Source organism: Novosphingobium sp. Gsoil 351, from assembly GCF_009707465.1.
Taxonomy (GTDB): Bacteria; Pseudomonadota; Alphaproteobacteria; order Sphingomonadales; family Sphingomonadaceae; genus Novosphingobium.
The window spans coordinates 3539567-3559184 of the sequence record NZ_CP046120.1; the positions used below are offsets into that span (position 1 = coordinate 3539567).

Genomic DNA, 19618 nt, shown 5'->3' on the forward strand with positions numbered 1-19618 from the left:
GACTGACTATGGTGGCTGCGGCTAGCCAGGGCGTTGCGTTGCGCCGCGAACCCCCTCCGTTACGCCTGGAGCGCCCCACCTTTCCGTGCCGGGGAGGAACAGAGTTCGCCCTACCTTGCAACGTGCCCAAAAATCCGTATAGGCGCGCCTTCGCCCGCGTGGGCCGACTCCATCGCCGCCGCTCGTCCGCAGCGTCCTTCGCCCGAAGGTCCGCGGACTTGTGCAGCATCGGGGAACCGCCTATCGCGCCAGTGTAACAATCGCTCAGACCGCACAGAACAGGTTCCGCAATGGCCGTCCCCAAAAGAAAAACCTCGCCCTCACGCCGGGGCATGCGCCGCAGCCACGATGCGCTGACGGTCGCCGCGTTCCACGAATGCAGCAACTGCGGCGAGCTCAAGCGGCCGCACAACCTGTGCAACGCCTGCGGGCACTACAACGGCCGCGAAATCGTCGCCGTCGGGCTCTGAGCCCGACCCTAATCAGGACTAACCGCGCATGAGCCTGCCCCGGATCGCCGTAGATGCGATGGGCGGGGATGAAGGCGTGCGCACGATGGTGGAAGGCGCTGCGCTCGCCCGCCGCCGTCACGACAAGTTCAAGTTCCTGCTGGTCGGCGACGAGCCCGCGATCAAGGCCGCACTCGAGAATCACCCCAACCTGCGCGGCGCATCGGAAATCCTCCACGCGCCCGACGTGGTCGCGGGCGACGAGATGCCGACCAAGGCGCTGCGCCGGGCCAAGACCACCTCGATGGGCATCGCGATCGACGCGGTGAAGCGCGGCGATGCGGGGGCGGCGGTCTCGGCCGGCAACACCGGCGCGCTGATGGCAATGAGCAAGCTGGCGCTGCGCACGCTACCCGGGATCGATCGCCCCGCGCTGGCCGGGCTGATGCCGACGCTGGGCGAGGCCGACGTGGTCATGCTCGATCTGGGCGCCAACACCGATTGCGATACCCGCAACCTGGTCCAGTTCGCGATCATGGGCGCGGCCTATTCCCGGATTGTCACCGGGCTGGAAAGCCCCCGCGTCCGCCTGCTCAACATCGGCAGCGAAGACATGAAGGGTACCGGTACGCTGCGTGATGCGGCAACCGAGCTAAAGGCCGCGGCAGGCGCATTGGCGTTGAGCTTCGACGGGTTCATTGAGGCGGACAAGATCAATCGCGGCGAAGTCGACGTGGTGGTAACCGATGGGTTCTCGGGCAATATCGCGCTCAAAGCGATCGAGGGGGCGGCGCGGTTCGTCACCGATCTGCTGCGCAACGCGTTCTCCAGCTCGATCCGCTCTAAGGTCGGCTTCCTGATCTCGCGGCCGGCGACCGAGCTGCTGCGCCACCATCTCGATCCCAACAACCACAACGGCGCGGTGTTCCTGGGCCTCAACGGCGTGGTGGTGAAGAGCCACGGCAGCGCCACCGCGGCGGGCGTGGCCAACGCCGTCGCGGTCGCGGCGCGGTTGCTCGAGGAGAACCTGACCGACCGCATCCACGCCGACTTGTCGCGGGTGGGGGCGGAGACGATCAGGAGTTCCGGGCGCAAGTCCGGCCAGTCGCCCGCCGCCGCTCCCACGGACGCAGCCGCATGACCATCCGTTCGGTGATCAAGGGCTCAGGCTCGGCGCTACCCAAGCGCGCGGTCGCCAACGCCGAGATGGCGCAGATGGTCGACACAACCGACGAATGGATCGTCGAGCGCACCGGCATCCGCAACCGTCACATCGCGGGCGAGGGCGAGACCACCGCAACGCTGGCGATCGAGGCATCGCGCAAGGCGCTGGAAGCCGCCGGGATCGATGGCGCGGATGTCGGCCTGATCGTGCTCGCCACGGCCACGCCCGACCAGACCTTTCCCGCCACCGCCACCCAGGTCCAGCACGCCTTGGGCTGCAACGGCGGGATTGCGTTCGATGTCGCGGCGGTCTGCTCGGGGTTTCTTTACGCGCTGAGCGTGGCCGACAGCATGCTCAAGACCGGCATGGCCAAGACCGCGCTGGTGATCGGCGCGGAGACCTTCAGCCGCATTCTCGACTGGGAGGACCGTACCACCTGCGTCCTGTTCGGCGACGGCGCGGGCGCGGTCGTGCTCCAGGCGCAGGATGTGGACGAAAGCGATCCCAACGCGCCGGGGATCATCGCCACGCGGCTCCATGCCGACGGCAAGCACAACGAATTGCTCTACGTCGATGGCGGCCCCTCGACCACCGGCACGGTCGGCAAGCTGCGGATGCGTGGCAAGGAAGTGTTCCGCCACGCGGTGACCAACCTCTCCGACGTACTGCGCGAGGTATTGGCCGATACCGGGATCCAAGCCGCCGACATCGATTGGGTGGTGCCCCACCAGGCCAACGCCCGCATCCTCGACGCCACCGCACGCAAGCTCGGATTGCCCGAGGAAAAGGTCATCGTCACGGTCGATCGCCACGCCAACACCTCGGCCGCCTCGGTCCCGCTGGCCTACGACACCGCGGTTCGCGACGGGCGGATCAAGCCCGGCGACCTCGTGATGTTCGAGGCGATGGGCGGTGGATTCACCTGGGGCGCTAGCCTGGCGCGGGTGTGAGTCTTTTCCACTGAGGCGGGTACCGCGCCCGCCTCAGGCGACCTAACTCTCCGCAATCCGTCCCGTAAAGGGACTAACCCGTCGCCTTCCGGCGAATAACCCTGCTCCGCCAAGGCGTTGGATTGCCATCGTTGCAGATTCGGTTATGCTCCGACTCGGGCTAACGGGGTCGCTGTTAACCAGGGGGAGGTAGCAAGGATGCGGTCCGTCGGAACATTGACTCGCGCCGATCTGGCGGAGGCGCTCAACCGCCGTGTTGGCCTGTCCCGCGCCGACGCGCTCGACATGGTCGAGGCGATCCTGCGCCACATGTGCGAGGCGCTCTCGAATGGCGAGAACGTCAAGATCTCGGGCTTCGGCACCTTCATCCTGCGCGACAAGGCGCAGCGCGTCGGGCGCAATCCCAAGACCGGGGTCGAAGTCCCGATCACCCCGCGCCGCGTGCTCACCTTCCGCGCCAGCCAGATGCTCAAGGACCGCATCTGCGCCTCTGGATGAGCGAGCAGACGCCTTTTCCCTTCGCCGACGGCAAGGACCCCGAAGCCTTCCGCACGATCGGCGAGGTTGCGCAAGTCCTCGGCGTAAAGCAGCATGTGCTGCGCTATTGGGAAGAACAGTTTCCGATGCTCAAGCCGCTCACCCGCGCGGGCGGGCGGCGGTACTATCGTCCCAGCGACGTCGCCCTGATCGCGGAGATCGACCGGCTGCTGCACCACGAAGGGTTCACCATCCGCGGCGCGCGGCAGGCGCTCAGCGGGAAGGGGGCGAAGGTCGCTCCGGCATCAGTGGCTCAGGGTTCAGGCGAGGAGCCGGCGCAGTCAGGCGGCGGGCCGCTGGCGGTCGACACGGCTGCGCGGTTGCGGTCGGTCCGCGACGAACTATCGCGCGCACTGCAAAACGGCTGACGCTGAGGCTGGTCTGCGACGGCAGCTTACGACCCCGAACCAGACTCTCAAACTCACGGCTTCATCAGTCCGTTCGCATAGCGGCAGAAAGCCTGCCCTCTCAAATCCACCCTCGCTCACGAAGGCGGCTAGCAGCCGACCCGCTCACCCAAATCTTGGTTCTTCAGATTGGTGGGATAAACGGCGGAAATTCAAGGCTTCTCGGCTGCCTCCCGCGCCAGCCATTCCTCCAGCCACTTGATCGAATAGTCGCCGTTGAGGATGTCCGGCTCGTTCAGCAGGCGCCGGTGGAGCGGGATCGAGGTCTTGACGCCTTCCACCACCATCTCCTCCAGCGCGCGCCGCAGCCGCATGATGCAGCCTTCGCGCGTCCGGCCATAGACGATCAGTTTGGCGATCATCGAATCGTAGTACGGCGGGATGCGGTAGCCGGCGTAGAGTCCGCTATCGACGCGAACGTGCATGCCGCCGGCGGCGTGGTAGCTCGTCACGAGCCCGGGCGAGGGGGCGAAGGTGAACGGGTCTTCGGCGTTGATCCGGCACTCGATCGCGTGTCCGTGGAACTCGATGTCTTCCTGGCGCACCGACAGCGGTTTGCCCTCGGCGATGCGGATCTGTTCGCGGACGAGATCGACCCCGGTGATCGCCTCGGTCACCGGGTGCTCGACCTGGAGCCGGGTGTTCATCTCGATGAAGTAGAATTCGCCCCCTTCCCAAAGGAATTCGACCGTCCCCGCGCCGCGATAAGCCATGTCGGCCATCGCTTTCGCCACGATTCCCCCCATCCGCTCGCGCTCGGCGGCGCCGATCACCGGAGAGGGGGCTTCCTCGAGCACTTTCTGGTGGCGCCGCTGGAGCGAGCAGTCGCGCTCGCCCAGGTGGATCGCGTTGCCGTTGCCGTCGCCGAATACCTGGAATTCGATGTGGCGCGGATTGCCGAGGTATTTCTCGAGATAGACGGTGTCGTCGCCGAACGCGGCCTTGGCCTCGTTGCCGGCCTGCTTGATCAGGGTTTCGAGCTGGTCGGGGCCTTCGCAGACCTTCATCCCCCGGCCACCGCCGCCCGACGCGGCCTTGATGATCACCGGATAGCCGATTTCGCTCGCGATGTTCGCGGCTTCGGTGATGTCCGAGACCGCCCCGTCGGAACCCGGCACCAGCGGCAGGCCCAATTTGCCCGCGGTGCGCTTGGCCTCGACCTTGTCGCCCATCGTGCGGATATGCTCGGGTTTCGGGCCGATCCAGGTGATGTTGTGCGCTTCGACGATCTCGGCGAACTGGGCATTCTCGCTGAGGAAGCCGTAGCCCGGATGGATCGCGTCGGCATGGCTGATTTCCGCCGCCGAGATGATCGCGGCGACGTTGAGATAGCTGTCCTTTGCCGCGGGCGGGCCGATGCAGACCGCGTGATCGGCGAGGCGGACGTGCATCGCGTCGGCATCGGCGGTCGAATGCACCGCGACCGTCTCGATCCCCATCTCGTGCGCGGCACGGTGGATGCGCAGCGCGATTTCGCCGCGGTTGGCGATGAGCAGGCGCTTGATCGGCATTTTTCAGGCGTCCGTGCGGCTAGGCGATCACGACCAGCGGCTGGTCGTATTCCACCGGCTGGGCGTTCTCGACCAGGATCGCCTTGACCGTCCCCGAGGCGGGCGCGATGATCGGGTTCATCACCTTCATCGCCTCGACGATGACCAGCGTATCGCCCTCCTTGATCGTCTGTCCGACGCTAACGAACGGATCGCTGCCCGGTTCGGCGGAGAGATAGACCGTCCCCACCATCGGCGATTTGACCGCGTTGGTGTGATCGGGCGCGGCGGGCGCAGCGGGTGCCTGGGCCGGCGCGGCAGGTGCCGCCGCCGGTGCAGGAGCCGGAGCCGCGTAATGCGTTTGCGCGGCAGCGACGGGCGCGGCCCGCGAGACCTTGATCTTGCGGTCGCCGTCCTCGACCTCGATCTCGGTCAGGCCGGTTTCGGCCAGCAATTCGGCCAATTCGCGCACCAGCGCGGTATCGATCGCCATCGCCGCGTCGCGGCTGTGCTTGTCGTCGCCCATTGGTCCTCGTGGGTTCGAATGAAGCCGCCGCTATGCGCGGGGGCGGGCGGACTGGCAAGGTCTTGCGGGTCAAATCGCGACTTACTCCTCCTCTCCCCTCGCGGGAGAGGATACGGAGCCTCGCGAGTTTGCTTGCTAGGCGAAGTTGGTGAGGGGTGGGCACAGCGCCAAGGCTCGCCCCCTCACCGAGCTGTGCCGGTTCCTGGCGGAACAAGCTGCACTATCCTCTCCCGCGGGGGAGAGGTGGGGTGAGTTACAACCCCGCTGCCGCTTCCAGCGCAAGCAGATAGCTCTCGGCACCGAAACCGGCGATCGTGCCCCTGGCGGCCATCCCGACGTAGCTCTTGTGGCGGAAGGCCTCGCGCGCGTGAGGGTTCGAGAGATGGACTTCGATCACCGGCGTCCGGATCGCCTTGATCGCGTCGTGGAGCGCGACGCTGGTGTGAGTGAACGCCCCGGCGTTGAGCAGCACCGCCTTGGCCCCGCTCGCCTGCGCCTCGTGCAGCCAGTCGACCAGATGGCCTTCGTGGTTCGACTGGCGCATGTCGATCGCCAGATCGAGTTCGCGGGCGCGATCCTCGAGCCGACCGGCGATATCGTCGAGCGTATCGCTGCCGTAGATGTCCGGCTCGCGGGTGCCGAGCAAGTTGAGGTTGGGGCCGTTGAGGACGAAGACGGCGGGAAGGTCAGGGGCGGGCATCGTCGATCGGCCTTGCTGCTGGTACGGCGCGGGAGATAGCGGATGATGCGGCGAATGTCGAAACGCCTGTCAACCGCCGCCCCAAGCACAGTGCGTCCGGAACTTGCCCTTCCTACCCGTCGAGCGGGACCGGCTCCTCGCCCTTGCCATAGTTCGGATCGACATCGGAGCCGTCCTCGACCACGGTTGCGGTGGGGGCAGGGCTTGGAGTCTCGTCGCTGTTGCTCCGGCCTGCGCCGATACTGGCCGCGGCGGCTTCGGCGCGCTTGGCTGAGGCTTCGGCCTTGTTGGCGGCTTCCTCGGCCTGCGCGACGCGGCGCATCAGCTCGCCTTCGCCTCCGCTGGATCCGCATCCGGGGAGAGTCGCCGCGATCAGCGCGAGTAGGGCGAGGGAGGCAAGGCGCTTCATGATTGCGGGTCCGACTGCGACTCTGGAGCCGCCCCTCTAGCACCCAAAAATTTACCGATTGCTAAGCACGCCGCGGGCCCATCAGGCCTCAGTCACCGATCGGTGCCCTGCGCCTTGCCCCATTGCCGGGCGACGGTGTAAACCGACGTATCCGGTGCCGAACAGCGCGTAGTGCGGCTCGGGCAAGCCGCCCAAATAGGCGGTGATCCCGCCGCCGATGTCGCGCGCGGCCTGCGGGCTGAAGCAGGCGACCAGCCCCATCGGCAGCGAGAACAGGATCATCGCATACATCACGTAGAGGAAGCTCGGTCGCGCCCGGCTGGTCCACGGATCGGTCGATTGCGCCTCGGCGACGATCGCGGCGAGCCGGGCGGAGACGAGCTCCATCTCCTGCGAGCCCTCCAGCCGGACAAGTTCGAGCTTGGCCTTCTCGCGCGCCTCCTTGTCGGGAATGACTTTGTCGATGATCGAGGCGAGCGGGCCGATCAGGGCTTCGAACATGGGGATGGTGAGCCTACTTGGCGAATCATGGAGCACGAATTGAACCATATCGGTTGCATGTAGGACAGTGAAATCGCCTCCGTCCTCGCTTGCGGCTGAAACGCGCGCGTTGTCAGTGCAGACATGCCTGTGGTAGGTGATGGCGGGGAGCATCGGACAGGCGTTTGGGGGCGCTCGTGCGGTTTTGGCATATTGCGGCGCTCGCCGTCGCCCTGTCATCGTCGATCGCCCGCGCCGAACCGCGAGTCGCGCTGGTGATCGGCAATTCGCAATACGACGATCGCCTCGGCGCGCTGGCCAATCCGGCGCGCGACGCCGACCTGATCGCGGCCTCGCTCAAGAAGTCCGGGTTCGAGGTCGAACGGGTGACCGACGCCGATCGCCGAACGATGTTCCGGGCGATGGCCCGGCTCGGCCAGCGCGCACGCGCGGCCGGATCGAACGCCACCGCGCTGTTCTATTACGCGGGCCACGGGCTGCAATCGAAGACGGTGAACTATCTCGTCCCGGTCGGCGCGCAGATCGAGAGCGAAGCCGATATCCAGATCGAATCGATCCCGGCCGACAGCGTGCTCGACTATATGGAAGAGGGAGGCGCGGCGAACAGCATCGTTATCCTCGATTCGTGCCGCAACACGCCGGTGGTCCGCCGGGTGCGGTCGGTGCGTGCGGGCTTCGCGCCGATCGAGAAGCGCGGCTCGGCGCTGATCGCGGTGTCCACCAGCCAGGGCGAATACGCGCTCGACGGCGATGGCGAGAACAGCCCTTACGCGACAGCACTCGCGCGCGAGATGGTGGTGCCGGGCGAGGGTATCCTCGACATGTTCCTCAACGTGCGCAAGGCCGTGCTCGCCGAAACGCGGGGTGCGCAGGAACCCACCGAGTTGTCCAACTCGCTGCGCGAGAACTTTCCCTTCACGGTCAAGGTCGAGGTGACGGTCACCGCACAGCAGCCCACGATCGCGGCACCGGCGCTGGCACCGGGCACCCTGGCGCGCGACTTTTCGACCGTGCCGACCGGAACCTCGAGCGACGGCACGGTGATGGCCGGACCGTATCTGCGCGATGGCCCCGTCCTCATGCAGTTGCGCGACGTTTCGCCTTCGGGTTCGGAGGTGGTCTTCATCAACAATCGCGCGTTGTATGAGGGAAAAGCGGTGGCGCCGACTATCAGCCAGAACATGCTGACGATGCGCAGCACCGGCAACGTCGCGGCCTCGTTCACGCTGACGCTGGCGGTTCCCGCCGAAAAGGTCAGCTTCATGATCCCGCGGATGTTTCCCGAAACCCCCAGCGGAATAACCTTCCCGGCGTGGAAGGCCACCGCGCTGTCGGCTGGCGGGAGCGAGCTCGACACCCGCAGCCGCGCGCTTGGGCGGCGCTTCGGCACCGACATCGAACGCGAGGTGGTGACGCTTCGCGCCCCGGCCTTCGAAGGGATTTCGGCCATCCGTTTCGAGTCCGACCCGCGCCTTGGAACCACGCCCTTTGCCGCGTTCAGCGCCATCTTGATCGAGGGGGTTTGGGTGGAGCCGATGAACGGCAAGCCGGGGGGCTGACCGGGCCGCTTGCACAACCCCGCCGATCCACCCATACCCCGTCGCACCTGGGGTCGCGCCGTGGGTGCCGAGGGGGCTGGCGATGCGCGAAACCACATCCGAAGCCGGGCGATCGGCGATGCGCAAGGCGCTGTGGCGGATCGTCCCGCTGATCGCGCTGGCTTATCTCTGCGCTTACACCGACCGGGTCAATGTCGGCTTCGCCGCCGCGCAGATGAACGCCGATCTGGGTTTCAGCGCGACCGTATATGGCCTGGGCGGTGGGCTGTTCTTCCTCGGCTATGCGCTGTTCGAAGTGCCGAGCAACCTGATGGCGGTGCGCTATGGCTCGCGCGCCTGGCTGGCACGGATCATGATCACCTGGGGGCTGCTCTCGGCGGCGATGATGTTCGTTGCCACTCCGTGGCAGTTCTACACCGTGCGCTTCCTGCTCGGGGTGGCCGAGGCCGGGTTTTATCCGGGGGTGATCTTCTATTTCTCGCACTGGTTTCCCGCCTGCCACCGCGGGCGAGCGGTGAGCCGGTTCTACGTCGCCAGCCCGCTGTCGTCGGTGCTGCTGGGCGGCGTCTCGGGATGGCTGCTCGCGCTCGACGGAAGATCTGGACTCGAAGGCTGGCAGTGGCTGTTCCTGGTCCAGGGGCTGCCATCGGTCTTCGTCGGGTTGCTGGTGTGGCGCTATCTGCCCGAACGCCCGGCCGAGGTCGCGTGGCTCTCCGATGCCGAGAAATCCTGGATAGATGGCGAACTGGCGCGCGAGCAGGCGCGGATCGGTGATCCCCGGCATCATGGCGTGCTCGCCGCGATGCGCAATCCGCGCGTGCTCCAGCTTGGCGGACTGGGACTGCTGCTGATCGGTTCCATCACCACGCTTGTGCTCAACGCCCCGCTGGTGCTGACCGCGGCAACGGGCTGGTCGACCGGTGAGGCGGGCTGGATCGTCAGTCTTGGCGGGTTGCTCGGAGCAGCGACGATCATTTGGGCGGGCAATTCCGCGGATCGCCGCAATTCCCGGTTTCCCGATGCGTTGGTCTATAGCGCGCTGCTGACCCTGGCCCTGCTGGTCCTGGCGTTTTCGCCGAGCCCGGCCGTCACCATCGCCGCCTACATGCTGTTCGCGGTCGCCTGTTTCACCATTCCCATGCTGACCTCCTCGGGCTGGGCGGAGCTGCTGTCGGCGCGCGAGCTGGCGGTAGGCGCGGCGGCGATCAACACGCTGTCGCAGATCGGCGCGTTCGTCACTCCGTTCGCCTGGGGCGTGCTCAAGGACGCCAGCGGCGATTTCCGCGCCGGGCTGCTGCTGCTGACGGGGCTGGCGCTGGGACTTACGCTGATGCTGTGGCAGCTCTGCCGCCAATTGCGCCGGGGTCTGGCGACGGCGTTGCCCGCGTAGGAAAAATTGGTCGGGACGAGAGGATTCGAACCTCCGACCCCCACACCCCCAGTGTGATGCGCTACCAGGCTGCGCTACGTCCCGACCGGCCGGGTACGCCTGAGGCGGCCCGGGGAGGCGCGCTATAGGCCCGGGGCTGCGGGTTGGCAAGGCAGCGCAAAAGGCGTTCGATTGCCTTGCCCCGGCATTGCTGCTAGGCGCGCACCCGCTGCGACCGGACGACCCGGCCCCGCGCAATTCCGGGCTTCGGCCCGCCGTTTTCAAGCCATTCGAAAGCACCGATGTCCACCTCCTCGCTCCTTCCCATGTTGTCCAGCGCCGCCGCCGCGGGGTCGCGCCGGCCCCTCCCGCCTGGCTCCAGTTCCTGCCGCTGGTGGCGATGGGGCTGATCTTCTGGCTCTTGATCATCCGCCCGCAGATGCGCCGTCAAAAGGAGCATCAGGCCAAGGTCGCGGGGCTGCAGAAGGGCGACCAGGTGGTCACCGCGGGCGGGCTGATCGCCAAGGTCCTGCGGGTCGACGAGCACTACGTCGATCTCGAGCTGGCGCCGGGCGTCAAGGTCAAGGCGGTCAAGTCGACGATCGGCGACATCGTGCCCCCCGGCGGCGCGCAGCCCGCCAACGACTGACGTTCCCAGCCGCGGCCTTCTCCGCCGCGTGAATCCCGTTTCGAAAGTTTCCGCATGCTCGATTTTCCCCGCTGGAAGGTCATCTGGCTTTGGGCCCTGGCGCTCGTCTGCGCTGCCGCCGCGCTGCCCTCGCTGGCCAGCGTCGCCGGCATTCCGTGGCCCGCCGCGCTGCCGAATCCCAAGGTCAACCTCGGCCTCGACCTCGCGGGCGGGAGCCACATCCTGCTTGAGGCCGACGCAAGCCAGGTCGCTCGCCAGCGGCTCGAATCGATGGAGGAAAACGTCCGTCAGAAGTTCCGCACGGCGCAACCGCGGATCCAGGTGGGCGAGATTTCCAATCGCGGCGGCGCGCTGTCGTTCGTCGTCCCCGATCCCAGCCAGGTCGACGCCGCGCGCGAACAGGTGCTGCCGCTGACCAGCGGCGCGGGGCTGACCGGGCAGCGCGACTGGGATATCCAGGTGATCGACGGCAACCGCTTCGTCCTGACCCCGACCCAGGCCGGGATCGATCTGGCGGTCACCCAGGCGATGGACACCGCCACCGAAGTGGTGCGCAAGCGGATCGACGCGCTGGGCACGCGCGAGCCGACGATCATCCGCCAGGGCGCGCAGCGGATCGTGGTCCAGGTGCCCGGGCTGAAGGACCCCTCGGCGCTCAAGGCGCTGCTCGGGCAGACCGCCAAGCTGGAATTCAAGCTGGTCGACACCACCGCGATCCCCAGCGACGTGGCCCAGGGCATCGCCCCGCCGGGCAGCCAGATCGTGCCGTTCGCCGATGCCAAGGCGGGGCAGGGCCAGACCGCGATCGCGGTCAAGCGGCTCGGCGGGATCAAGGGCGATTCGCTGACCAACGCCCAGCAGAGCTTCGAGCCGCAGACCAACGCGCCGGTCGTCAGCATCACCTTCGATTCCGAAGGCGGGGCCAAGTTCGCGCGGCTGACCACCGAAAACGTCAACCGCCCGTTCGCGATCATACTCGACGGCAAGGCGATCTCGGCCCCCAACATCAACGAGCCGATCCTGGGCGGCAGCGCGCAGATTTCGGGCAACTTCACCGTGGAGACCGCCAACCAACTGGCCATCGCGCTGCGTTCCGGCGCGCTGCCGGTCGATCTCAAGGTGGTCGAGGAGCGGACGGTCGGGCCCGATCTCGGCGCCGATTCGATCCGCAAGGGCCTGATCGCATTCGGCATCGGCATGGCCGCGCTGATGGCGTTCATGCTCGTCACCTACGGCCGGTTCGGGGTCTACACCTGCGTCGCGCTGATCCTCAACACCTTGATGATCCTGGGGATCATGGCGGTGGTCAACACCACCCTGACGCTGCCGGGCATCGCCGGTTTCGTGCTCACGATCGGCGCCGCGGTCGACGCCAACGTGCTGATCAACGAGCGCATCCGCGAGGAGCGCAAGCGCGGGCGCAAGGTCGTCCAGGCGGTCGAGTTCGGCTACAAGGAAGCGCGCAGCGCGATCTTCGACGGCAACATCACCAACATCATCGCCGCGGTGCTGATGTTCCTGTTCGGCTCGGGGCCGGTGAAGGGGTTCGCCGTCGTGCTGATCATCGGCATCGCCACATCGGTGTTCACCGCGGTCACGCTGACCCGGATGTGGGTCGCCCACTGGCTGCGCCGCGCGCGGCCGAACGACCTGGTTTTGTGAGACTCGTCCGATGAAACTGCTCAAGCTCGTCCCCGACGACACCAACATCCGGTTCCTGCGCTGGCGGATCCCGTTCTACACGATCAGCCTGCTGCTGATGGCCGCCAGCCTGACGCTGGTGTTCACCAAGGGCCTCAACCTGGGGGTGGATTTCGTCGGCGGGCAGATGATCCGCACGACCTTTACCCAAAGCGCGGTCGCGCCGGTCGCCGAGCTGCGCGAGCAGGTGGGTGCGCTCGGCTATGGCGAGCCGATCATCCAGCAGTTCGGCAAGCCCAACGAAATCTCGATCCGGATGCGGCTGCCCGAAGGCGCCACCTCCGATCCCGGTCTGTCCGATGCCATGGCGCGCAAGATCACCGCGACGCTGAAGGCCGCGCATCCCGACGTGCGGATCGATGGGGTCGACAGCGTATCGGGCAAAGTATCGGGCGAATTGTTCCGCACGGGCATGACCGCGCTGATCGCGGCGATGATCGCCATTTCCATCTACATCTGGATTCGCTTCGAGTGGCAGTTCGGCATCGGCGCGCTGTTTTCGCTGGCGCACGACGTGACGCTGACCCTTGGGCTGTTCGCGCTCACCCAGATGGAATTCGACCTCAACATCGTGGCCGCATTGCTCACGCTGATCGGGTATTCGCTCAACGACACCATCGTGGTCTACGACCGCATCCGCGAAAGCCTGAAGAAGTACCGCCGGATGCCGCTGCCCGAACTGCTCGATCTTTCGGTCAACGAAACGCTCAGCCGGACGGTGATGACCTCGCTGTCGGTGCTGGTCACGTTGCTGGCGCTGCTGCTGTTCGGGCCGAACGTGATCTTCGGTTTCACCGCCGCGATCACTTTCGGCATCTTCGTCGGCACCTACAGCTCGATCTATATGGCGGCGCCGATCCTGATCTGGCTCAAGGTCACTTCGCGCAGCTTCGTCCCCGGCGAGAGCGCGGTGGACAAGCAGGAAGCCGCGGCGCGCGCGCAGGGCTAGCCGCTGGCGATCAGCCGATCGTAGTAGGCGCTGAGCGCAGCGGCGTTCTCGTCCCAACTGAAGTTTTCGACCGTCGCGGCGACGGCTTCGCGAGGCGGTGGGCCGGCGAGCACGTCGGCCACCCCTGCTGCGATTGCCGCAGGGTCTCGCGCTACGATGCGTCCCGCGACAGGCGAGGTCAGCAGTTCTCGCGCGCCCCCGGCGTCGGCGATCACGATCGGGGTGCCGCAGGCCAGCGCCTCGACCCACGCGTTGGCGAGCCCTTCGCTGGCCGCTGGAAGAACCATCGCGTCGGCGGCGGTGAGCAGGTGCGGCAGCAGGTCGTGCTGTACTGAACCGAGCAGGTGAACCCGCTCGCCCACCCCGAGCGCGCCGGCCAGCTTGCGCAGCGCTGCTTCGTCCGCGCCGGTGCCGGCAAGCGCGAGCCGCACATCGGCGGGGAGCGCGGCCAGCGCGCGGATCGCGAGCGCCTGACCCTTGCGCGCGATGAGCGCGCCGACCGACACCAGCAGCCGGCCGTCACCGGGCACGCCGAGCGCGGCGATCTCGGCGCGCGAGCGATCCCGGTCGCGGACCCGGAACTGCGCACGGTCCAGCCCGGTATAGTGCACCGCGATTGTGTCTTCGGGCATGTCCAACGCGACCATGTCGGCCTTGAGCGCCTGCGAAACCGCCAGCAGGCCCGCCGCCTGGCGCGCGGCGTCTAGCATCCGCCGCCGGGCGAAGCCTTGCGCGCCCCAATAATGGATGTCCGCGCCGCGCGCCTTGATCGACAGCGGCAATCCCAGCGCGCGCGCGATTTTCGCCGCGGCCGGCCCGTCGGGGTAGAAGAACTGCGCGTCGACCAGCGCGAACGGGTGTTCGCCATGGAGCCGCCGCGCGATCGGCAGCACGCGGCGCGCAATCAGCGAGGGGTTCCACCGCGCGCTCAGCGCCGGCACCAGCGCAAAGCGCGGGCGCAGCACCGTGACACCGCTTTCGACCGCGTCGCTCGCCGCCCGGGCCAGCGCGGCATAACGCCCGGCGGCGACTGGCGGCAGCCCGATCGGGTTGATCACCGTCACGTCCCAGTCGCCGCGCGCCGCCAACGCCTCGAACTGACGCGCGACGAATGTGCCGAATGTCGGCCGTTCCGCGTTGGGATAGAGCGTCGCGATGCAGAGGGCGCGGGGCACGGCTCAGCCCTTCAAAATCCGCTCATCCCGAGCGAATTCGAGGGATCGCGCGCAAGGCCCAACCGTTGTGCAAGATGTCTCGACTTCGCTCGACATGAGCAGGGGTGCTTTCAGCAGCCTGGCGGTCGAAGCCCTCACAACTTCCTGACGAGCATTTCCGCGACCCCCAGCCATGCCGGGCCGTCGATCACCATCTGGCGTTGGCCGGGGCCGGGCGGGAGCAGGGCGATGCGATTGCCTTGACGGTCGATCATCCGCCCGAAGGCGAAGCGCCCTGCGGAGCGCGGGGCGAGCACGTCGCGGTTGAGCGCCTTGGCGAAATCGCCGGGTTCGCACTTGCGCAACCAGACCTGATCCCCGCTGCGATATTCGCCAGCGCCGGCATCGACCGCCATCGCCAGCAGCGCGCCGTCGCCACCCAAGGCGCTGGGGAGCAGCGCCTCAATCGGCTTGCTCAGCGGCTCGGGCCCATTCTCGCCCAAGCGCGCGATGAGCTGAATGCCCTCGTGGCGGTCGCGCCGTACCAGCAATTCGGGTTCGACCGCCAGGGCGGCGGCGATCTTGTTCATCCAATCGAGCGACAGGTTGCGCATGCCCGTCTCGAGCCGCCCGATCGTCTGCGCGGTGGTCGGCGGCGAACAGCGCGCGGCGACATCGGCCAAGGTCATGCGCTTCTGCTTGCGGACGTCGCGGATGCGATTGATCATGGGGACAGCCTTTAACCGGATCGGTTTTTAACTTTCCTACATGTTGGTTGCTTTGGCAAGCGGGTTGGACCCTTAACCAACCGCGGAGTTGCCCGATGCCGCAGACCCTTGCCGAGCGCGAACTCACTTCCGAAGGCCCCCGCCGCGGGGCTGGAGTCGCCAAAGGCCGGCGCAGCGTGACGGTCAATCTCGGCGAATCGCCGCTGACCTGGTTGCACGCGCGCGGGCATCTCAGCGACCGCCAATTCGCCGCCGGAGAGCGCTTGCGGGCCGACTGGGAGCGGGCGCAGCTGGCGCCTTGCGTCACGATGAAGTGGCACCCGGTGCGAGGCGGGGGCGGCGGCCTGTCACCCGCAGAGCGGCAGATCGCCGCCAAGGCCCGGTTCGACGGCGCGGTGGCGATGGCTGGGCCGGGACTGGCCGATATCCTGTGGCGCGTCGTCTGCGCGGGCGAGAGCCTGCCGGTCGCCGAGAAGGGGCTGGCCTGGCCGGTGCGCAGCGGCAAGCTGGTGTTGCGCCTGGCGCTCGACCGGGTGGCTGATTTTTATTGCCTAGGATAGTGGTCCAAGTGGTCCACGATCCTTGCACCCATCTGCCGCTCCTGCCAAACCGGTCGCAATAGAAACGAAAATTCGGGACGCGATCATGGATAGACGGACTTTCATCGCCTCCGCCGGCGCGGCTGCAACGCTTGGCCACGGCGATATAGTGCTGGCGGCGCCCGCCGCGCGGGGCGACGCCGCGTTGTCGGCCACGCTCGATGCCGAATTCAACGACGATATCGTCAACAACCCCGAGGATGCGACCGGGCTGGGCCTGGACAGGGGCAAGCTCGCCGCACTCAAATCAAGGCTCCAGCCGCGCACGAAGGCCTGGCGCGACCGTGAACTGGCGCGCAATCAGCGTTGGCTCAAGCGGGTGCGCGCTTTCGATCCCGCCAGCTTGTCCGGAGCGGCACGACTCTGGCGCGAGCAGACGATCTACGATCTCGAGCAGAAGACCGTCGCGCCGGCAAGGTTCGGGATAAACTCGGTGCAGCGGCCCTACCGGATATTCCAGCAGGGCGGATCGTACTTCTCGATCCCCGACTTCCTCAATTCTCAGCACACGATCGAGAGCGCGGCGGACGCAGGGGCCTATCTTGCCCGGCTCGATGCGTTCGCCACGGCGCTCGATCAGGATACCGCCGAACAGAAAGCGCAATCGCGGCGCGGGTTCACGGCCCCGGGATGGTCGATCGACCTGACGCTGGGGCAGATGAACAAGTTGCGCGGCCAGCAGGCCGAGGGCAGCGCGCTGGTCCAGTCGCTGGTCCGGCGTGCGGCGGCGAAGGGCATCGCGGGCGACTGGCAAGCCCGCGCGGCGAGCATCGTCAACCGGCGGATCTATCCGGCGCTTGATCGCCAGATCGCCCTCATGGAAACGCTGCGCAAATCGACCGCGGCCGGCGATGGAGCCTGGCGTCTGCCACGTGGCGACGAGATTTACGCCGCCGCGCTGGCCCAGGCGACCACCACGACGCTCTCGCCGGACGAGGTCCACCAGATCGGGCTCGATCAGGTGGCCGATATTTCCGCGCAGCTCGATGGCATCCTGCGCACCGCGGGTCTGACGAAGGGCGGGGTCGGCGAGCGCCTCGCCGCGCTCAACGTGCGGCCCGATCAGCTCTATCCCGACAGCGATGCCGGGCGGAAGGCGCTGATCGCCGATCTCAATGCCGGGGTGAAGGACATGTATGCCCGGCTGCCGCAGGCGTTCTCGACCGTGCCGCAACAGCCGCTGGAGATCCGCGCCGTGCCGGTGGACATCCAGGACGGCGCCTCGAACGGATACTACAACCGCGCCTCGCTCGACGGCAAGCGGCCGGCGATCTACTGGATCAACCTCAAGAGCGTGGGCGACTGGCCCAAGTATTCGCTGCCCTCGCTGACCTATCACGAGGGCGTCCCCGGCCATCACCTGCAGGGCAGCATCGCCCAGCTATCGGGCGCGGTGCCGATGATCATCCGCAACAACTTCATCTCCGCCTATGGCGAGGGCTGGGCGCTGTATGCCGAGCAACTGGCCGACGAACTGGGCGCCTATTCGGGAATCGAGCGGGCGGGTTACCTGCAATCGTTCCTGTTCCGCGCCAGCCGCCTGGTGATCGACACCGGTCTCCACCACAAGCGCTGGACCCGCAAGCAGGCGACCGATTACATGGTCACGACCACCGGCTTCGCCCGTCCCCGCAGCCAGCGCGAGGTCGAGCGCTACTGCACCCAGCCGGGGCAGGCCTGCAGCTACAAGATCGGCCACACCGCCTGGGTCAAGAACCGCCAGAAGGCGCAGGCCGCGCTGGGGCCGCGGTTCGACCTCAAGTGGTTTCACGATGTGCTGAACGACGGGGTGATGCCGCTATCGATGCTGGACGCGCGGGTCGATCAGCGGATCGCCGAGCGGTTGAAGACGATGCGGTGAGGGCTGCTCTCTCCCCTTCAGGGGAGAGATGCGAAGGCTTGCCGACTGGTCGGCTAGCCGAAGTTGAGAGGGGCATGTCCGATGCTTTTCGCACATCCCCCTCTTCAGCCCTCGACCAGCTCCGCCAGTTCGAGCCAGCGTTCCTCCGCCGCGTCCTTCTCCGCCCGCGCGGTTTCGACCGCTCTGGTCAGCGCGGCGAACCTGGCCGGGTCGGCGGCGTAAAGCGCGGGATCGTGCAGGGCTTCCTCGTCGCGCAGGATCGCCGCTTCGAGTTCCTCGATCCGGGTCGGCAAAAGCTCGTAGTCGCGCTGGTCTTTGTAGGTCAACTTGCCCTTGCGCGCCGGAGGCGGCGGCGCGGGCGCATCGCGACTTCGCTCGACGCGGGCGGTGGTGGTGGGGCGTTCCTCGGCTTTGCGCCGCGCCTCCCAATCGGCATAGCCCCCCGCGACGATGTCCACCTTGCCGCTGCCGTCGAGCCCCAGCGTCACCGTTACCGTGCGATCGAGGAAGTCGCGGTCGTGGCTGACGATCAGGACGGTGCCGTCGTAGTCGGCGATGACCTCCTGGAGCAGGTCGAGCGTTTCCAGATCGAGGTCGTTTGTCGGCTCGTCGAGCACCAGCAGGTTGGATTTGCGAGCGAATTCACGGGCCAGCAACAGCCGCGACTGCTCCCCGCCCGAAAGCGTGCCGACCTTGGCGTCGATCAGCCCGGGCTCGAACAGGAAATCCTTGAGGTAGCCCTGGACATGCTTGCGCACCCCGCGCACGTCGAGCCAGTCGCCGCCCTCGGCCAGCACGTCGCGCAGGGTCTTTTCGGGGCTGAGCACGCTGCGCTGCTGGTCGATCAACACCCCGGCCAGTGTTTTGGCCAGCGTCACCGTTCCCGTGTCGGGCTCCAGCGCGCCCGTCAGCAGTCTCAGCAGGGTCGTCTTTCCCGAACCGTTCGCGCCGACCACGCCGATGCGGTCGCCGCGCTGGATGCGGAGCGAGAAGTCCTTGATGATCGCCCGCTCGCCAAATCGCTTGGTGACCTTCTCCGCGACGATCACCGACTTGGTCCGCACCTCGTCGCTGCTCAACTTGAGCTTGGCCGCACCCTGGGGCGCCAGCATCGCCGCTCTCTGCGCGCGCATTTCCCACAGCTTCTCGAGTCGCCCCTGGTTGCGCTTGCGCCGCGCCGTTACCCCGCGCTCGAGCCAGTGCGCCTCGAGCTTGAGCCTGGCGTCGAGCCGGTCGGCGTTGCGCGCTTCCTCGGCATAGACCTGATCCTCCCAAGCTTCGTATCCGCCGAAGCCGATGTCCCTGCGGCGCAGCGCGGTGCGGTCGAGCCAGATCGTCGAGCGGGTCAGCCGGGTGAGGAAGGTGCGGTCGTGGCTGATCGTCACGAACGCGCCGGTATAGCGTTGCAGCCAGCTTTCGAGCCAGTCGATCGCCGCGAGATCGAGGTGGTTGGTCGGCTCGTCGAGCAGCAGCACGTCGGGGTCCATCGCCAGCGCGCGGGCCAGCGCGGCGCGGCGCCGTTCGCCCCCGCTGGCGGTAGCGGCGGCGCGGTCCATCGCGATGCCGAGCTGGCCGGCGATGGCCTCGATCTGGTGGCGCTCGGGCGCGTCCGCCCCTGCCAGCGCGAAGTCCATCAGCGTGGCGAACCCGGTGAAATCCGGGTCCTGTTCGAGCAGGACCACCTTCGTTCCCGGCTGGATCGAGCGCTTGCCCTTGTCCGGCTCGATCTGGCTGGCGATCAGCCGCAGCAGCGTGGTCTTGCCCGCGCCGTTGCGCCCGATCAGCGCCAACCGGTCGCGCGGGCCGATGTGCAGGTCGAGGTCACGGAACAGCCAGCGCCCGCCCTGCTGGAGCGAAAGTCCTTCCCAAGAGAGTACGGGTGCGGCGGCCATAGGGTTGGGGCGGTTAGCGGGAC

At 67.3% G+C, this 19618-nt stretch carries 19 protein-coding genes, 1 tRNA gene and 1 pseudogene; 12 read left to right on the top strand and 9 right to left on the bottom strand.

The genetic code is table 11. The features are described 5' to 3' along the window. Window positions 1-290: 290 nt before the first annotated feature. The 5 genes from rpmF to GKE62_RS17000 all read left to right on the top strand — a co-directional run bounded on the left by rpmF (window position 291) and on the right by GKE62_RS17000 (window position 3469). The gene (gene rpmF / locus GKE62_RS16980; protein WP_154693258.1) at window positions 291-470 is read left to right on the top strand and encodes a 50S ribosomal protein L32; all 180 of its coding nucleotides are present in this window, start codon (window positions 291-293) and stop codon (window positions 468-470) included. A gap of 28 nt (window positions 471-498) precedes the next feature. Next, window positions 499-1590, top strand: coding sequence for a phosphate acyltransferase PlsX (gene plsX / locus GKE62_RS16985; RefSeq protein WP_154693259.1), 1092 nt, complete (start codon window positions 499-501; stop codon window positions 1588-1590). Beyond that, window positions 1587-2564 (top strand): beta-ketoacyl-ACP synthase III, encoded by a 978-nt coding sequence (locus tag GKE62_RS16990; RefSeq protein ID WP_154693260.1) that lies wholly within the window; start codon window positions 1587-1589, stop codon window positions 2562-2564. The genes plsX and GKE62_RS16990 overlap by 4 nt, the downstream gene beginning before the upstream one ends. Before the next feature lie 117 nt (window positions 2565-2681). Beyond that, window positions 2682-3062, top strand: a complete 381-nt coding sequence (locus GKE62_RS16995) for an integration host factor subunit alpha (protein WP_370516020.1) — start codon at window positions 2682-2684, stop codon at window positions 3060-3062. Continuing rightward, window positions 3059-3469 (top strand): MerR family transcriptional regulator, encoded by a 411-nt coding sequence (locus GKE62_RS17000; RefSeq protein ID WP_154693261.1) that lies wholly within the window; start codon window positions 3059-3061, stop codon window positions 3467-3469. Before GKE62_RS16995 ends, GKE62_RS17000 begins: the two co-directional genes overlap by 4 nt. Window positions 3470-3660: 191 nt before the next feature. Here GKE62_RS17000 and accC read toward each other — a convergent pair whose 3' ends face one another. From accC to GKE62_RS17025, 5 genes and pseudogenes are all read right to left on the bottom strand, one after another. Beyond that, window positions 3661-5019, bottom strand: a complete 1359-nt coding sequence (accC, locus tag GKE62_RS17005; protein ID WP_154693262.1) for an acetyl-CoA carboxylase biotin carboxylase subunit — start codon at window positions 5017-5019, stop codon at window positions 3661-3663. Window positions 5020-5038: 19 nt separating this feature from the next. Continuing rightward, the gene (accB, locus tag GKE62_RS17010; protein ID WP_230206786.1) at window positions 5039-5524 is read right to left on the bottom strand and encodes an acetyl-CoA carboxylase biotin carboxyl carrier protein; all 486 of its coding nucleotides are present in this window, start codon (window positions 5522-5524) and stop codon (window positions 5039-5041) included. A 253-nt stretch (window positions 5525-5777) separates the two neighbouring features. Beyond that, window positions 5778-6224 carry a type II 3-dehydroquinate dehydratase gene (gene aroQ / locus GKE62_RS17015; RefSeq protein WP_154693263.1) on the bottom strand — a complete coding sequence of 149 codons (447 nt, stop codon included), beginning with the start codon at window positions 6222-6224 and terminating at the stop codon, window positions 5778-5780. A gap of 112 nt (window positions 6225-6336) precedes the next feature. Then, a complete protein-coding gene (locus GKE62_RS17020) occupies window positions 6337-6633 on the bottom strand; it encodes a hypothetical protein (RefSeq protein WP_154693264.1) in 297 nt (98 codons plus the stop codon). Between the two features lie 92 nt (window positions 6634-6725). Then, a pseudogene (locus tag GKE62_RS17025) lies at window positions 6726-7134 on the bottom strand (holin family protein). A 176-nt stretch (window positions 7135-7310) separates the two neighbouring features. Between GKE62_RS17025 and GKE62_RS17030 the strand changes: the two are divergent. Next, window positions 7311-8693 carry a caspase family protein gene (locus tag GKE62_RS17030; RefSeq protein WP_195908496.1) on the top strand — a complete coding sequence of 461 codons (1383 nt, stop codon included), beginning with the start codon at window positions 7311-7313 and terminating at the stop codon, window positions 8691-8693. An 82-nt stretch (window positions 8694-8775) separates the two neighbouring features. After that, window positions 8776-10083 carry an MFS transporter gene (locus GKE62_RS17035; RefSeq protein WP_154693266.1) on the top strand — a complete coding sequence of 436 codons (1308 nt, stop codon included), beginning with the start codon at window positions 8776-8778 and terminating at the stop codon, window positions 10081-10083. 7 nt (window positions 10084-10090) lie between these two features. Here the strand turns inward: GKE62_RS17035 and GKE62_RS17040 are convergent. After that, window positions 10091-10167 (bottom strand) — tRNA-Pro (locus tag GKE62_RS17040). Between the two features lie 280 nt (window positions 10168-10447). Between GKE62_RS17040 and yajC the strand changes: the two genes are divergently transcribed. The 3 genes from yajC to secF are packed head-to-tail and all read left to right on the top strand — an operon-like array spanning window position 10448 to window position 13361. Beyond that, the gene (yajC, locus tag GKE62_RS19900; protein WP_370516115.1) at window positions 10448-10711 is read left to right on the top strand and encodes a preprotein translocase subunit YajC; all 264 of its coding nucleotides are present in this window, start codon (window positions 10448-10450) and stop codon (window positions 10709-10711) included. Between the two features lie 54 nt (window positions 10712-10765). Further along, entirely contained in the window at window positions 10766-12373 is a 1608-nt protein-coding gene (secD, locus tag GKE62_RS17050) for a protein translocase subunit SecD (protein ID WP_154693267.1), read from the top strand. A 10-nt stretch (window positions 12374-12383) separates the two neighbouring features. Further along, entirely contained in the window at window positions 12384-13361 is a 978-nt protein-coding gene (gene secF / locus GKE62_RS17055) for a protein translocase subunit SecF (RefSeq protein WP_154693268.1), read from the top strand. Here the strand turns inward: secF and GKE62_RS17060 are convergent. Together GKE62_RS17060 and GKE62_RS17065 are read right to left on the bottom strand one after the other, a co-directional pair. Next, on the bottom strand, window positions 13358-14536 hold the full coding sequence (locus GKE62_RS17060; protein ID WP_154693269.1) for a glycosyltransferase: 1179 nt from the start codon (window positions 14534-14536) through the stop codon (window positions 13358-13360). The two genes, secF and GKE62_RS17060, sit on opposite strands and share 4 nt — an antisense overlap. Before the next feature lie 134 nt (window positions 14537-14670). Continuing rightward, window positions 14671-15243 (bottom strand): helix-turn-helix domain-containing protein, encoded by a 573-nt coding sequence (locus tag GKE62_RS17065; RefSeq protein ID WP_154693270.1) that lies wholly within the window; start codon window positions 15241-15243, stop codon window positions 14671-14673. 95 nt (window positions 15244-15338) lie between these two features. Here GKE62_RS17065 and GKE62_RS17070 point away from each other — a divergent pair, with 95 nt between their 5' ends. Together GKE62_RS17070 and GKE62_RS17075 are read left to right on the top strand one after the other, a co-directional pair. Continuing rightward, entirely contained in the window at window positions 15339-15803 is a 465-nt protein-coding gene (locus tag GKE62_RS17070) for a DUF6456 domain-containing protein (RefSeq protein ID WP_154693271.1), read from the top strand. Between the two features lie 85 nt (window positions 15804-15888). After that, window positions 15889-17703 (top strand): DUF885 family protein, encoded by a 1815-nt coding sequence (locus GKE62_RS17075; protein ID WP_154693272.1) that lies wholly within the window; start codon window positions 15889-15891, stop codon window positions 17701-17703. A 104-nt stretch (window positions 17704-17807) separates the two neighbouring features. On the opposite strand, the gene GKE62_RS17080 is transcribed toward GKE62_RS17075, so the two are convergent. Then, entirely contained in the window at window positions 17808-19595 is a 1788-nt protein-coding gene (locus tag GKE62_RS17080; protein WP_154693273.1) for an ABC-F family ATP-binding cassette domain-containing protein, read from the bottom strand. Window positions 19596-19618: the final 23 nt, after the last annotated feature.